The 16,101-nt window shown below is 41.5% G+C and carries 15 protein-coding genes; 2 read left to right on the top strand and 13 right to left on the bottom strand.

The window, feature by feature from the left end; genetic code table 11:
* Nucleotide 1 precedes the first annotated feature (1 nt).
* The 6 genes from ACT3QP_RS04180 to ACT3QP_RS04205 form a co-directional block, all read right to left on the bottom strand.
* Nucleotides 2-814, bottom strand: a complete 813-nt coding sequence (locus tag ACT3QP_RS04180) for a helix-turn-helix domain-containing protein (RefSeq protein ID WP_444524584.1) — start codon at nt 812-814, stop codon at nt 2-4.
* Complete coding sequence (pilW, locus tag ACT3QP_RS04185; protein ID WP_444524585.1) at nt 811-1,734, bottom strand: type IV pilus biogenesis/stability protein PilW; 924 nt, start codon at nt 1,732-1,734, stop codon at nt 811-813. The genes ACT3QP_RS04180 and pilW overlap by 4 nt, the downstream gene beginning before the upstream one ends.
* 198 nt (nt 1,735-1,932) lie before the next feature.
* A complete protein-coding gene (gene rlmN / locus ACT3QP_RS04190; protein WP_444524586.1) occupies nt 1,933-3,177 on the bottom strand; it encodes a 23S rRNA (adenine(2503)-C(2))-methyltransferase RlmN in 1,245 nt (414 codons plus the stop codon).
* Between the two features lie 377 nt (nt 3,178-3,554).
* Nucleotides 3,555-3,986 carry a nucleoside-diphosphate kinase gene (ndk, locus tag ACT3QP_RS04195; RefSeq protein ID WP_444524587.1) on the bottom strand — a complete coding sequence of 144 codons (432 nt, stop codon included), beginning with the start codon at nt 3,984-3,986 and terminating at the stop codon, nt 3,555-3,557.
* 593 nt (nt 3,987-4,579) lie between these two features.
* A complete protein-coding gene (locus tag ACT3QP_RS04200; protein ID WP_444524588.1) occupies nt 4,580-5,869 on the bottom strand; it encodes an adenylosuccinate synthase in 1,290 nt (429 codons plus the stop codon).
* Between the two features lie 203 nt (nt 5,870-6,072).
* Nucleotides 6,073-7,380, bottom strand: a complete 1,308-nt coding sequence (locus ACT3QP_RS04205) for an ATP phosphoribosyltransferase regulatory subunit (RefSeq protein ID WP_444524589.1) — start codon at nt 7,378-7,380, stop codon at nt 6,073-6,075.
* Nucleotides 7,381-7,852: 472 nt separating this feature from the next.
* Here ACT3QP_RS04205 and ACT3QP_RS04210 point away from each other — a divergent pair, with 472 nt between their 5' ends.
* Both ACT3QP_RS04210 and corA read left to right on the top strand, forming a co-directional pair.
* Entirely contained in the window at nt 7,853-8,242 is a 390-nt protein-coding gene (locus ACT3QP_RS04210) for a DUF2237 family protein (protein WP_444524590.1), read from the top strand.
* Nucleotides 8,243-8,387: 145 nt separating this feature from the next.
* Nucleotides 8,388-9,521 (top strand): magnesium/cobalt transporter CorA, encoded by a 1,134-nt coding sequence (gene corA / locus ACT3QP_RS04215; RefSeq protein ID WP_444524598.1) that lies wholly within the window; start codon nt 8,388-8,390, stop codon nt 9,519-9,521.
* A gap of 240 nt (nt 9,522-9,761) precedes the next feature.
* On the opposite strand, the gene ACT3QP_RS04220 is transcribed toward corA, so the two are convergent.
* The 7 genes from ACT3QP_RS04220 to ACT3QP_RS04250 form a co-directional block, all read right to left on the bottom strand.
* Nucleotides 9,762-10,280 carry a phosphate-starvation-inducible protein PsiE gene (locus tag ACT3QP_RS04220; protein WP_444524591.1) on the bottom strand — a complete coding sequence of 173 codons (519 nt, stop codon included), beginning with the start codon at nt 10,278-10,280 and terminating at the stop codon, nt 9,762-9,764.
* Nucleotides 10,281-10,374: 94 nt separating this feature from the next.
* On the bottom strand, nt 10,375-11,274 hold the full coding sequence (gene folD, locus ACT3QP_RS04225) for a bifunctional methylenetetrahydrofolate dehydrogenase/methenyltetrahydrofolate cyclohydrolase FolD (protein ID WP_192519407.1): 900 nt from the start codon (nt 11,272-11,274) through the stop codon (nt 10,375-10,377).
* 230 nt (nt 11,275-11,504) lie between these two features.
* Nucleotides 11,505-12,704 carry a DegT/DnrJ/EryC1/StrS family aminotransferase gene (locus ACT3QP_RS04230; RefSeq protein ID WP_444524592.1) on the bottom strand — a complete coding sequence of 400 codons (1,200 nt, stop codon included), beginning with the start codon at nt 12,702-12,704 and terminating at the stop codon, nt 11,505-11,507.
* A 135-nt stretch (nt 12,705-12,839) separates the two neighbouring features.
* On the bottom strand, nt 12,840-13,496 hold the full coding sequence (locus tag ACT3QP_RS04235) for a NeuD/PglB/VioB family sugar acetyltransferase (protein WP_444524593.1): 657 nt from the start codon (nt 13,494-13,496) through the stop codon (nt 12,840-12,842).
* A 4-nt stretch (nt 13,497-13,500) separates the two neighbouring features.
* A complete protein-coding gene (locus tag ACT3QP_RS04240; protein WP_444524594.1) occupies nt 13,501-14,112 on the bottom strand; it encodes a sugar transferase in 612 nt (203 codons plus the stop codon).
* A gap of 9 nt (nt 14,113-14,121) precedes the next feature.
* Nucleotides 14,122-15,264, bottom strand: coding sequence for a glycosyltransferase family 4 protein (locus tag ACT3QP_RS04245; protein ID WP_444524595.1), 1,143 nt, complete (start codon nt 15,262-15,264; stop codon nt 14,122-14,124).
* 2 nt (nt 15,265-15,266) lie between these two features.
* Nucleotides 15,267-16,101 (bottom strand): EpsG family protein (locus ACT3QP_RS04250; protein ID WP_444524596.1); only part of this gene is annotated, 835 nt, incomplete at its 5' end.

The following is a 16,101-nucleotide window of genomic DNA, read 5'->3' on the forward strand; positions in this document are numbered from 1 at the left end:
ATTAAGGTGTTAACTCAAAACTGGCTTGTTCATCAGTTGGATAAGCGTCTAACGCAACCGCTTCTTCATTGAGCATCAAGCTGACATTATCGACATTATCGATTTGCACACTAAACGGCGGCGTACCTGATAATTGATAATCACCCGATGTTTGAGAGCCATTCATGAGCGTGTTACCAGAGGCGTCAGCAATACTGATAACAGCTGAGTCAGTCACTTTAACCTCTAAAGCAGCCGGACTGACATTAGCACCGCCTAAATTTAATGCAGAGCCGGAAGCACCAACCCCTGTCGCACTGTCAATCGCCGCACCTTGGGCTTGCTCTAGCGCAGATATATCCTCTACGGTGGATACTGGTTCTACGTTGTTTTCTTTATTGGCATTACTTACCATACGGAATAAGAAAACTGCTAAAACGATGACACCAACGACAGCCAATATCAATAATGGGTTAAAGCGAATACGGCTACGCGTGTCTCGCTGCAATGTGCCCATTGGGCGCAATGGCGTGTCAATATTACTCACTGACTTGGCTTTAAGCTCACTAGGATAAGCTGCATCAAAACTGCTAGCAACTTTTTCTGAATCCAGCCCCAAAAACTTGGCATAGTTTATCGCAAAACCACGAGCAAACGTTGCTTGTGGTAAATCAGCAAAATTCTCATTTTCTAACGCTTGCAAATGACGCTTTAAAATAAATAATTCGGCCGCTGCCTCTTCTATACTGACTTTTTTTGTTTTTCGGGCTTGCTGCAACATGGCACCAAATGATCCCTGCGTGTTAGGTTGAGTATTTAATGATGGGGTGGTCATTTCCATGGTGCCTCTGGATTGTTAAGCCAAGTCTTAAGTTTTTTTGCTTCATCACTTAATGGATAAGTGGATAAAAGCTGCTGTGCCAATTGCTGGCGCTTCGTTATGTTGTTTTGCGCAGCGGCGAGTTTGATACCCTGTAACATCAAACGAGAGCTGACACCTTGTCTTCGTACCAAGGTCAATGTTTCATCATAAAGCCTTTGAGCTTGTGAAATACGATGCTGCTCAAGCAACAAGTCCACCAACTCAATATGAGCAATAATACTATTACGATTGCCATCAAGCGCTCGCAAAAATGCTTTAGAAGCCGCACTACTGTCACCCAACTTCAAATAAGTGCGTCCTAAGTTTTCTAATGCACCAATACGACCTGTGTAACCTAATGCTGAACCTGCAATCTCAAACTGCTCTGCGGCTTCACGATAGCGCTTCATCTGTGACAAATAAACGCCATAGTTATTATTGGCTTGCTCGAAGTCTTTATCAAGTGAAATCGCTTTCCTAAAATATTCGTCAGCTTTTTCAAGATTGCGCTGACTACCCTCTTGCTGTAGCAAAACGCCCATCATATCATAGGCTGGCGCGTAACGGCTATCCGCAGAAAGGGCTTTTTCAAGTTGGCGCTTAGCAGTATCGAGGTCGTTTTCACGAATATATTGTGCAGCCAGTGCAACACGCACACGAGCCACTTCTTGTTGATCTGATTTACGATTATCACTAGACCCTTGATAAACCGTGCTGCTGGTCAAACCATCGCTCGGCACACTTTGGCAGCCTGTCAGCAACAACCCTGCAAACACCGTTGCTAGCATCATATGCTTTGGCATCGGTATTTGCTTTGCTACTGTACCCAACCGCTTACTATCTTGATAAAGTGATTTTTGATATCTGAACTGACAAAAATTTTTAGAAGTCATCATAGCCGCCATCATAAAACTGTAATTCAATGCGTTCGATCAAAGAAGACTCAGTTTAATAGATTTAACCCCCAGAAGTACAATTTTGTTGTGATTAATTGCCATACTCTTCAATACCAATTGTTATTGCTACATTTCTATTACCGTTGCGATAGATAAAAGACAGCTAAACATCAGCATTAAGTAAACTATTTATTTTTATAAAGAATCATTCTGAACATTTTCACGATCTTTAATACTTTTCTGCCATGCGGCTGAGCGTCTGGTACGATCAGCCACTTGCCCAACTAATTGACCACAGGCCGCATCAATATCATCACCACGGGTCTGACGAATCGTACACACAAAACCTGCCTCACTCAAAATATTACTAAAAGCGTGAATACGGTTGTTACTTGATTTGTCATAGGGTGCATGCGGGAACGGATTAAATGGAATCAAGTTAATTTTACTTGGTAAGCCTTCCAATAGTGCAACCAACTGGTGAGCATGCTCATTGCTATCATTGACCCCATCAAGCATCACGTATTCGATAGTAACGTGCTTTTTGTGACGCGGATTGATATCAAAAACGTAGTTTTTTGCAGCCGCGATCAACTCCTCTAACGGATACTTTTTATTGATTGGCACCAATTCATCACGCAGCTCATCATTGGGTGCATGCAATGAAATGGCCAAGGCCACATCGAGGTCTTGTGCCAGTTGGTACATTTTCGGTACCACGCCTGATGTTGATAAAGTGACACGGCGCTTTGACAGACCATACCCATGATCACTTAACATCAGCTCCATTGAGCCAACCACAGGCTTATAGTTCAATAGTGGCTCACCCATACCCATCATCACGACATTGGTGACGTTGTTTTCCCATAGACTATGATCTACATGTTCTAAACTCTCATTTTCATCGGTCATATAAGATGCATTGGCGACCCAAAGCTGACCGATAATCTCAGCTGCACTCAAGTCACGCTCAAACCCTTGCTTGCCCGTACTACAAAAGCTACAGTCTAGCGCACAGCCAACTTGTGAAGACACACATAACGTTTTTCGACCATTTAGCTTACTATCGTCTGCAGGAATAAGGACTGTCTCAACCAATGAACCACCCGTAACTTCAAACACCCATTTACGCGTACCATCATCACTATATTGACGATGAATCACTTTAGGTGGAAGCACGCAAGCATTGAGCGATAATTTATCACGCAAAGACTTGCTTAAATTCGTCATCTTTTCAAAATCTGTCACACCATGTTGATATATCCACTTAATGACTTGCGTTGAGCGAAAAGGCTTTTCACCGATACTTTTAAAGTAATCAGCCAATTGTGCTTGTGTCATTCCGAGTAAATTGGTTTTTGCTTGCGCTTCATCTACTATTTTAATGCTATCAGTAGGCTTGGTAGGAGTGTGCTGAGTGGGTGTTTGAACAGTGGACATAATAGGTAACCTTTTTGCACACGCTTATATCGGCAGTGCAATTGTTTATATGGATGTTGTCATACGAACACAATATATGAGTGCATGAGCAATCCGTTATGAGCGCATTTTTTATCGATATACGTCTTCATACTAATAACTTATAGAAAAACTGAACACGTATGAATACTAAGCATTGATAAAGAAACTTATGTATTTAATAAAAGCATGCTGATAAGGGATTGATAACGCTAAATAAGTATAATAATGAGGCAAACCATTAAATCTTTCAATAAATCATAGCATTATTATTGGAGCTAAAACGGCTTATACCATAAGATATAAGCCGTTTCGCAAAACCAATTATTAACAATCAATAAGCTAAGCAATAGCTGATATTAACGCTTACGTGCACAAACTTCATCATCATTGAAGAAGTAGCTTATTTCACGTGCTGCTGATTCTGCAGAATCTGAACCATGAACAGCATTTTCATCGATGCTGCTAGCGAAGTCTGCACGGATAGTGCCTTCAGCGGCTTCTTTTGGGTTGGTTGCGCCCATAATCTCGCGATGCTTAGCGATAGCGTTTTCGCCTTCTAGTACTGATACCAAGACTGGACCTGACATCATGAACGATTTTAAATCATTATAAAATGGACGCTCAGCATGCTCAGCGTAAAAACCGCCTGCTTTTTCGTCATCAAGTTGTAGCATTTTGGCTGCAACAATTTTTAGACCGGCTTGTTCGAAACGGCTATAGATAGCACCGATATGGTTGCCAGCAACGGCGTCAGGTTTGATGATAGATAACGTACGTTCGTTAGCCATGAAAAGCTCCTAATAAATGATAAATTCGAGAAGAAATAAAATAGTGAATATTTGATTTTGTCTTTGGCCACAATGCTGACTTAGAGTGTTTTACCCAACTCATGGTATATCAATATATAACCATAAGCACCAACATAGGATTGTTGCCTATTATAATGATTCAGGCCATAAATGATAGGGTTAATTTATGACATGAGCTTCCATAGAGGTGAACTGAGTATACATAAATGCTTAATAAGCCACGAGATTGTATAAAAGTAAAAACCCCAATGCTCAACATTGGGGTTTTTACTTTTATATGCCTATCAGGGCGTGTTGAACATTCAAATGTGGTGCTGGCAGTGACTATTTTTTAGACAATATGCAGTGAAATTTTTGATGCCTAGTCATTCTAGGTTAAACAATTTCGCCATATATTGGCAAAAAAGAGTACTGCCCCGAAGGGCTGATGCTAAAATCACCCCAAACGTTGTTGCAAACCTAGCTAAGGTCTCGACATTATCGGCGGCTTGCGCCTAGTTTAGTGCAATTTTAGCGATCAGCAGCCCTAATATTTGAATGTTCAACACGCCCCAATAGTTCGTTAACTATATTTATACGTCGTATGGGTCACGTAATACGATAGTCTCTTCACGATCAGGACCAGTTGAGATGATATCAACTGGGCAACCAATCAATGCTTCGATACGTTTGATGTATTTTTTGGCATTCTCTGGTAGGTCATCGTAGTTAGTAATACCAACTGTTGACTCACTCCAACCTTCTAGCGTCTCGTATTTTGGCGTTACTGACTCGTAGAATTCAGCATCATGTGCACCTGCACACTCAGTCTCAGGTAGGTTGTAACCCACACCGATTAATAGCTCTTCTAGACCGTCTAATACGTCAAGCTTGGTTAAACAAATACCGGTTAAAGAGTTTAATACCACTGCACGGCGTAATGCCTCGGCATCAAACCAACCACAGCGGCGGGCACGACCAGTTGTCGCACCAAATTCATGACCAACATTCGCCAAATGCGCACCAACATCATCAAACAACTCAGTTGGGAACGGACCGCTACCGACACGGGTGGTGTAGGCTTTGGTGATCCCAAGTACATAATCTAAATATAGTGGACCGATACCTGTACCAGTAGAAACACCACCAGCGGTTACACTTGAACTGGTCACAAAAGGATAAGTACCATGATCAATATCAAGTAGCGTACCTTGAGCACCTTCAAACATCAGGTTTTTACCAGCCAAACGCAGTTGATTTAGGTCTTCAGTTACATCAGTAACCATACCTTTAATCTCTTCTTTCCACTCTTGGCAAAGCTTAAACGTCTCATCAAAATCAATCGCATCAACTTTATAATACTGAGTCAGTTGGAAGTTATGATATTCGACTAGGTTGCGTAGCTTTTCTTCTAGATCGCTACGGAATAAATCTGCAAGCTTGATAGCACGGCGCGCTACTTTGTCTTCGTAGGCAGGACCAATACCACGACCCGTCGTACCGATTTTACCACTGCCACGTTTGGCTTCACGTGCTTGGTCAAGCGCCACGTGATATGGCATGATAAGTGGGCAATTTGGTGAAATACGCAGACGCTCACGCACTGGTACATTATTGGCTTCAAGATCTTTTATTTCAATCAATAATGCATCAGGTGCTAACACCACACCGTTACCAATGAAGCAAGTCACACCTTCGCGCAAGATGCCTGATGGGATTAAATGTAAGACGGTGGTTTTGCCATCGACAACTAACGTGTGACCAGCATTGTGGCCGCCTTGAAAGCGAGCGACTGCTGAGGCTTTTTCGGTCAGTAAATCAACGATTTTACCTTTACCTTCATCGCCCCATTGGCTACCCAAAACTACGACATTCTTACCCATGATCAATCCTTACCTTTATATATTGAGGTGTGTGCAATAACGATTTAAAACGGTGATAATTTTCATTACCGTGTTTTAAATGACATTAAAAAGTGGTAATAATCTTAAAAACTAATGCTTAACTGATTGTTTACTTATAAGTAATATCTTTACTTATCCAATCAATAACGCTTAACTGGTTCATACTTATAATCGCTTCATGCTTAAACAGCCTGTAGCTGCCACTGATTATCCACAAAGTTTAAGCAATGGGTCATGCCAACTGGACGGTCGGCTATATCTAATGGCATCGTGACGCGGTAGCCCTGCTGACGCAAACTATCAACTTGTTGTAATAGTATCTGCATCTGCTCTTGATTGACATTACTCAGTGCCTGATAGTCCACCAATACGATAATTGGTGACTCAAGTTGAGTGTGTGCAAGCAGGCGGCTGACATCCATACTAAAACCAGTGGCTTCACGTGGTTGGTTGCTTGTCAACTGGTTACCGCTTTGCATACCATCAAAGCGCCCACCACGTACTAATGGCTGGGTCTCACTATTGATATAACCATTAAACACAATACCAGTATGATAATGATAGCCTGATAGCTCTGTCACATCGATACTCACAGGACACTGCCACTGCTCTTGTAAATGCGTTTTTAGGCGTTGTAGCTCGTCAATGGCAGTGACGACCTGCGTGTCTTGCTGCGCAGTCTCTGACAGTTTTACCAATAGGTTGTCGATATCATGACCAAAGCGTGCCAATGCATAAAAATCATTACCTAACGCTATTGACTGACAAACACGCTTTAGCTCTGGTAGGTTTTTATTGGCATATAAATGCATCAAATGCTCAGTGTCATTGTCTGACAACTCAGCCAATTCAGCCAAACGCTTAAATATCGCAACATGACCCAAGTCAATATGCAGCGCCGCACTCATATTTAATGTATTTACCATACTAAACAACACATCGATTAGCTCAATATCTGCAGCGAGCGAGGCACAACCGAATATCTCAGCACCAAGCTGCAAGGGCGTACGTGAGCCAAACAGCCCTGATGGCAAGGTGTGAATCACATCACCTGCATAGCAATAGCGAGCAATACCAGTACCACCATGATGCGCATCAATGCGCAAAATCTGTGGCGTAATATCAGCACGCAAACCCATCAATCGACCTGTTAATTGATCGATAATCTTGAAAGTTTGACGCTTTAAATCTTCTGATGCACCACTCAATAACGACTCAGTGAACTCAATCATTGGTGGATTCACCAACTGATAGCCATGAGCAATGAGCTGTTTGGTTAGTTGATGCCTAAGCACTTCTTGCTTATGAGCATCTTCAAACAATACATCGACCACACCATCAGGCAACAGCCAACTATTGGCAACGTCGCTAGAAAAATGGCTTAAATACGGCATGCTATTAAATGCAGTATCGGCATTAGCGGACTGAGCCGCTGCTTGACTGGTCATATTTGACTGGGAAGGTTTTGCAGAATCAGGACTGACAGACACAATAAATCCTTGTTTGGCGTATCGCTTACCAAAAACGCGGTACTGATGCGGTACTTAAAGGTTATATTTACAATTGCATTGACGCCACGCATTTCTTGTTTTTAACGCACAACATCATTGACCCAATTATTTATAAACAAACTAGGTAACCGCAAAAGGGTGAGTAATAAGTATAATGTAGAATGATAAGACGAGTATCTTTATGCGCTAATAAACTGCGATAAATAATCAAGGCACTTTATGGTTTTAGTTTAGCATAGCAGTTAAGGTTCGCCTAGTGACAATTAGCCACAATCACTATCTAATTACGCCTTATCAACACTAAAGCCATGAAGATTATCTATACCCTATATAAGTAATAGTTCCATTAAGAGTTGTCACAATCATTCTATACAATAAAGAGCAGAATGAGAGCAACGCCTTCAGTATAGACTCATGGTACACTAATGCATATTTTTATCTTGGAGGCTTTATGTCATCAGATTACCACCCAAATCCAGCCATCAATCAAACCAACGTTTTAGGTACAGCGCTTGCCAGCTGCTGCTTCGATCCTATCACTGGCTATTATCGCAATGGCTTTTGTCATACGGGTAACCACGACGTTGGTCAGCATACTGTTTGTGTCAAAATGACCAGTGAGTTTTTAAACTTTTCTGCCAGTCGTGGTAACGATCTTATTACACCACTACCCGAATACAACTTTGCCGGCCTCAAACCTGGTGATTACTGGTGTATCTGCGCCCTACGCTGGGTTGAAGCATTAGATTTTGATATCGCACCGCAAATCAAGCTCGAAGCCTGTCACGAGAGTTTATTAAGCTTGGTCGATGTTGAAACGTTAAAAAGCTATGCGATTTAAGTTTTCTGCTACGTTTTAGTTTTAATGACGACAGTTTTTTACTGTATCAAAGGAAAGAGTGCGTATGGAAAAAAACAACGACCAATTGATTAAAAAAACAGCACATATTACACCTAATGCTAATATCAATCGTATCGTTGCTGATATGGATGAAGATCATCTTTATTTAGAGAATAATGACAGCTATATTTACGGTGATGCTGACGCGACGAATGAAGATACGATCGAGACCATGACAATCTACGATCCAGACTCTGAGCGTTATGAAGATATTGATTTTGCAAGTGCAGATGAAGTTGTCAATTGCTATGCTTACTCACGTAAAACAGGTGAAAACCTGGATAAAGTCGCACTTACCGATGTCAGTCGAGCTTTGAGTAACAATGGTCAGTTTATTTGGCTAGGTCTATACGACCCTAGCCTTCAAACTATGGTCGAAGTCAAAGAAGCATTTGGTTTACATGAGCTGGCCATTGAAGATGCCTTCGCTGACCACCAACGCGCCAAAGTCGAAAATTACGACAATGACATGGTGTTTGTGGTATTGCGTACGGCCAAGCTTGAAGACAAAATTATTCGCTATGGCACCACAGCAATATTTATGGGTAAAAACTATCTAATTACCATTCGTAATGGCCCATCCAACTCCTACGCCCCTGTCCGTGAACACTGCCATCGTCGCCCTGAAAAGCTGCGTATGGGTCCGATATTTGTGCTACACGCCATCCTCGATTTTATCGTGGATAACTATATGCCAGTCACCGACCGCTTGGGACGATACCTACGTGAGCAAGAGCGCTATGTATTTACCTCTGAATTTGACAAAACTACGTTAAAAAACCTCTATGAGCTAAAGTCACAACTGGTTCATATGCGCGCTATTATCTTGCCTGTACAAGATATCTGTAGTTTTTTTATCAATCATAAAAAAAGCGAAATGGCTTCTATATTCTCTCAAGCAGCCAAGCCCTACTTTCGCGATGTCAATGACCATCTACTACACTCTCTTGATGCTATTAATGGGCTTAATGAGATGCTAAGTGTGGTCATGAATACCTATATGGCAATGGTCAATATGGGACAGAATGAAGTAGTACGTAAGCTTGCAGCGTGGGCAGGTATCTTGGCCGTACCAACCGCCATTGCTGGCATCTATGGCATGAATTTTGATTTTATGCCTGAATTACATTGGAAGTACTCTTATCTTGTGATTATGCTATTTATTGGTTCATTATGTGGCTATCTATATTACAATTTTAAACGGCTAAAATGGCTATAGCTATAGTCAAAAAAACATAAAACCGATACGATTGTATTATGATGCTACTGGTACAAATTTTACTTGCTTGCTGTATTCACAGAGGCTGCGAAAATTTTATCCCAGTAGCACTGTAGCGATTTAAAAATACTTTGACTATATTTCCATATAAATTATTTCCATTCTGCACAAAAAAAGGCTACCAGTTGGTAGCCTTTTTTAACTCTAGATGTTTATAAGGTCACTTACGTCGATGCTCAGTCATTCACGGCGATGCTTAGTATTACTATCAGGCATCTGTGCATCATCAGGTAAAAGCGCCTTGACCGTAAGGTTTGCATGTTGCTGATCTAAATTATCTTCTGGACGACCGAAAGTTTTGGCTGTCCAAGTCAGCACGACAATCGCACCACTTAACAGCATGATTGCCACAGAAATCGTCGCTAGCAGCCACAGGTGGAAATAGTCTGAAACCGCTTGTACATCAACTACTAAATGTCGTGATAAAGCGGTTATAGCAATAAATATCAAAAACTGGACGGGCAAACGATGCGTCTTAAAGTAGATACCTATCATGGCCAACAGTTCAAGATAAATAAACAGCATTAAAATGTCTTTTAAATCTGCTGAGCCTTTTTGGACAATGCCTACAAACTCTTTGCCTGCCGTCCACACTACCACCACACTGATTAAAAATAAGATCACGTAATGACAAACATCGACGAACTCTCTACCAATACGCTGTAGCTTTTCATGAATACCTACGTCTTCTTTAGCCATGTTAGCACCTATAAAATTGGACGATATGACGATTGCTTGATACCTGTGGCATCAGACACCTTATCTATAGACAATTAGTGCTCAAATGACAATGCTATTCGCTAGCGATACCATGATCTAGCCCTGCTGATTTTTCAGCAGCATCAACCGTTTGGCGAATCAATGTATTGATGGTCATTGGTCCAACGCCTCCTGGCACTGGTGTATAAGCACTGGCGATTTTTTCAACACCTTGTAACTCGATATCACCCACACCGCCATTTTCAGTAGGATGGAACCCTGCATCGACGACGACGGCACCTGCTTTGATCCACTCTGCCTTAATCAGCTCAGGCACACCTACAGCACCAACCACGATATCGGCGCGTTTAATATGCGACGCCAAGTCTTGAGTTCTTGAATGGCAAATGGTCACTGTACAGTTAGCATTCAATAGCATCATCGCCATTGGTTTTCCCAAAATTGCGCTACGACCTACGACGACTGCTTCTTTTCCTGACAGCTCAATATCGTAATGCTCTAATAAGTGCATGATACCTTGCGGTGTACACGATCCATAGGCTGACTGCTGCATACCCATGCGACCAAAACCGAGACAAGTAACACCATCTACGTCTTTTGCTAAGTCAATTTGTTCAAAACAAGCACGCTCATCGATATGTGCAGGTACCGGATGCTGTAGCAAAATACCATGTACGTCTGGATTATTATTTAGCTCATCTATCTTTGCCATGAGCTGCTCAGTGGTGGTCTCAGTTGGCATTTCAACCTTGATAGAGTCCATACCTACACGCTTACAGGCATTGCCTTTCATACGCACATAAGTCGCAGAAGCAGGGTCTGCACCAACCAATATGGTCGCCAAGCTTGGTGTACGTCCAGTCTTATCCTTGATAGCATCCACGCGCGTGCGTAGTTGTTGTTCTATTTGTTTTGCAAGTGCTTTGCCGTCCAAAACAGTGGCTGACTCTTGGGTAGTAGGCGCAATAGACATAGGAGCTCCAATAGAGGGTACAATAAAAAAATAAAGACAGCGCCGCAATTGCTTGCCTGCCTGTCTTATCCTTAATCAAGGTATGATTGACACTGATATTGTACCTGCCTACGGCTAAAAATCCTAGCGTGGCATAATATTTGAATGCTTACATACTTGAATGCTTATATAAATATTTAGAGCTTTGTTATCAAAGCTCAATTAACATCTGAGTGACTTCCTATATGTTGTCATTTAGCAATTGATCCAAACACCTCATCGATTGCTTCGATGGTTTGTGTAACTTCCGCAGTGGTGAGTGTCGGATGTACCAAAAACATCAAGCTGGTCTCCCCTAATTGCTTTGCCACTGGCAATCTAGTCGCTGGACGTAACCTTGTATGGTCAAATGCTTTTTCTAAGTAGACTTCTGAAGCGGTACCAGAAAAGCAAGGCACGCCTTTCTCATTAACCTCTTGAATGATGCGATCACGCGACCACTCCTCAGGTAGGTTATCTGGCTGCACATATACGTATAACTTATAATATGCATGATTAGAATCTGAATACTGCGGGGACTCTTCTAACTTAGGTACGACTAGGTAGCCCTGCTCTGCCCATTTCTCACATGCTCCTAATATTGTGTGGGCATTAGCTGTACGTTTGGCTGTCCAATCACCCATTCGCTCAAGCTGGATACGACCTATAGCAGACTGCATTTCGGTCATCCGCCAATTGGTACCAAAGCTCTCATGCAACCAGCGATATCCGGGCGCATGCTCTGTCTCATAGACAGCAGCGTAACTTTTACCGTGATCTTTATATGCCCACATCTTGCGCCATAGTTGCTCATCATTGGTGGTGACCATACCGCCCTCACCACCTGTGGTCATCACTTTGTCTTGGCAAAAGCTCCATGCGCCAATATGACCAATACTGCCCACACTTCGACCTTTGTAATGCGCCCCGTGTGCCTGCGCACAATCCTCAATTACATATAAATCATGCGCATCAGCTAAAGCCATAATACTGTCCATATCACATGGCCAACCTGCCAAATGCACACATATGATGGCACGAGTGTTTTTAGTAAGTACAGCACTAATCGATTCGGCAGTGATATTGCCTGTCGCTTCATCGACATCAGCAAATATAGGCGTTGCACCAGCATTAATCACACAAGAAATACTGGCAATAAAGGTACGCGGCGTGACAATCACTTCATCGCCTGCTTTGAGATCGAGCGCCTGCAATGCCAAATCTAACGCTAGCGTACCATTACTAACGGCGATGGCGTAGCCGCTATCAGCCCAAGTGGCAAACTCTTTTTCAAATTCACGACTCTCGGACCCTGTCCAATAGTTTACTTTATTAGATAGGAGCACTTGGCTAACCGCATCAGCTTCTTGCTGAGTAAAACTTGGCCATGGGGAAAACGGAGTGTTTAGCATATACGCCTCACTGGTTATTTTAATGATAAATGGATGAGCTGATAAATATAGGGTTTGTTGAAGTACATTGACTACAAATATTCATAAATTGTGCAGATTCAGATGATTCCATGGCTATGGCTGACGATATAATATTTAATTTTTGTGTAGCGGCCTAGCAGGGTTACCTACTACCACCGCTCCGGCAGGAACGTCTTTGGTTACGACTGCTCCCATACCCACAACAGCGCCTTTACCAATCACCAAAGGCTTGTCAGGTGTGCCTTGCTTGAGAATGGCACCGGCACCAATATACGCATGGTCATGAATATGAATATTACCATTACAGCTGACACGAGGGGCAAATGTGACATAGTCACCAATGACACAATCGTGCTCCACATAACTATAAAGATTGGCATGAAAACACTTACCAATAGCCACATTTGAAGCTATTGTCACGAACGGGCTGATGGCCGCTCCTTCACTAATTATTACTTCATCCATGATTAGGGTCGTACTATCTTGTACTGACCATAGGGATATCCCATCTCTTAATAAATTGCCTGCAATCTCTTGGCGAATACTACTATCAGAAATAGCAATGAGTACAAACTTATGGAGAAAATTCAATGCTTTGAAAGCCTCGTAATTCATGGCTAGATGATTATTAATGTCGCTTTCTTTATCTAACGAATCATCAATAAATACTACTTGGCTATCGATATCTAGTCGCTTTAACTGTTCAGCAGCTATCGGCATCAAACTACGGCCACAGCCCGCTGCCCCATAGACAGCAAAAATTTTTCTCATAATATTACTTCTGACTTATTTGGTTTGTAGAACCTGTAAACTTGGGCATAGTCGCTTCGCCATCGGCGCTGATACCATCTTTTATTAGTACTTTTTTGACCGTTTTAAATAAAATCTTGATATCTAACCATAGTGATTGGTTATCTACGTACCATGTATCGAGTTTAAACTTTTCATCCCAACTGATGGCATTACGACCATTTACTTGTGCATAACCAGTAATACCTGGACGAGATAAGTGTCGACGGTTTTGCTCATCGTTATACAGAGGCAAATATTCCATCAATAACGGACGTGGCCCGACTAGGCTCATATCGCCTTTAATCACATTCCATAACTCTGGTAACTCATCAAGACTGGTATTGCGCAATTTTTTGCCAAATGTAGTCAGGCGCTCACTATCTTCTAAAGGGTTGCCTGCAGCATCTATCGCATCTTTCATGGAGCGAAACTTAATCATTTCAAATGGCTTGCCATTTAGTCCAGGGCGCGTTTGACGAAACAGCACTGGTGAGCCAAGGTTTTTTTTCACCTTGTAAGCAGTAATGGCATATACAGGAGATAACACTATTAACGCGGTAGTCGCGGCGGTGATATCGAATAGACGTTTAATCATTATTAGCTCCTATAAACCCATTTCTTGTAGCATAACTTTATTGACGCTATTTACATCAAACTTTTCTTCTACCAACTGACGTGATGATGCACCCATACTAATGATCAGTTCTGGATTAAGTATAAAACGCTCCATAGCAGCAGCCAGTTCATCGACTGCTTTAACTGGTACTAAATAGCCATTATAGCCATTCCTGACGGTCTCACGGCAACCCGGTGCATCTGTCGTAATAATAGGTCGCCCCATCGCCATCGCTTCTAATACCGTACGCGGTGTCCCTTCTCTATATGAAGGTAAAACATAAACCGAACTGGCAGCGATGGCAGGTTTGACATCGCTCAGCTTACCCCAAAACTCAAACCGACCATCATCAATCCAACTGTCCAGTTCATGCTGATGGATAGCGTCAGGATTGTCATCAATCCAACCCACCAAATTGAACTGGGCTTGCGGATATTTTAACTTAATCACTTCAGCCGCCTTGGCATACTCTCTAACACCTTTAGCCCCTAGCAAGCGCGCAATCAATAAAAAACTGGGTGCTGGTACAGCAGCATTATCATTTGGAAAAGGCATGACTTTGTATTCTGACACATCGACTCCAGAACCATTCACCACCTTGGTAGGAGTGGCAGGCTGTAATATCTTCATCGATTTGAATAAAGCTTCATCATCTGGGTTTTGAAAAAACACCTTATGCGCTGATCTTAACGACATGGCATAAAGCTTATGCATTAGCTTCTGTAAATTGGTTCTATGATACGTACTCTCATCCGCCCCTTGAAAGGCGTAGCCCAAACCTGTAATCAAGGCATAACGATGAGGAACACCAGCCAACTTAGCTGCTAGCAACCCATAGATAACAGGTTTGATGGTATATCCCATCACATAGTCAGGTTTAATCTGTTTCATTAAACGGTATAACGCAAACATAGTCTGACTATCTGCTATAGGGTTGGTACCAGTGCGCTGCATTGGAATATCATGAACCGTATAGCCTAGTGTTTCAAGTTGTCTTCGCTCTTTTGGATAGCTCTTAAACTCTGGAGCAGCAATATCAATATCAAATCCAGCCTGATTGATCGCAGCAATTAATTCACCCCGAAAGTTTAGTAGTGAGGGGGGATGACTGGCTATAATCAAAAATCTCATAATCAAGTTGTCCAAAAAAACCATGTGGTAATGGTATATAGTATATACAGTATTAAAACCATAGAATCGTTTTTACCTCTAAGTCCGCTTATCGATAAAATTAAAAACGGAAAAGAAGCTGCTAAAAACCGTGAAGAATACCCTTTCATAAAAACATTAAGAAAAACCATCGTCAGTATCGACATGGTTATATAGACATAATATTTATTAAACGACTGGGTTTTTCCAGATAAGTATTTAACCATAAAAAATAAAAACAATATTATCCAGTAAACCATATACAAAAGAGGTGAAGACATATCATTGTATTCAGCCCTTCTATCATTGACGCTACCGAGCAAAACAGACATGTATGGACCAGTCACAAAGGCTACAGCAGCACCAACCAATATCGACATAAAAAACTTAAGTCTGTTTCCAATCTTTGTCGTTTTCTCCAAAAAAATTGCGGAATAAAACATAAATACAAACAAAAATGAAGATGTATGTATAAAAAAAGATGGAATAAGTAATAAAAAAGACACCAACTTATTTTTATTAAAGGCAATAATAGATAAATATATAAAGGTTATAGCAAAGCTAAGTCTAATCTGAGAGTAAAAAAAATCTATGAATAATGGATTCAGCAAAAGAAGTAAGGTATAAAACCTCTTTTGTAATGCGATCAATGCAAAAGAAACCGTAAGAAAAAATGTAGACACTAAAAATAAGATAGCACCGCTGTTTAACCCTAAATTTGTATTCATGAAATTTAGGAAATAATGCCAACCCCACTCATACAAAATTTTTAATAAAAAACCAGAAAAATCAAACCACTGTATTTTATTTGGGTACAGG

This window comes from Psychrobacter sp. AOP7-B1-24 (genome assembly GCF_052376215.1).
GTDB lineage: Bacteria > Pseudomonadota > Gammaproteobacteria > Pseudomonadales > Moraxellaceae > Psychrobacter.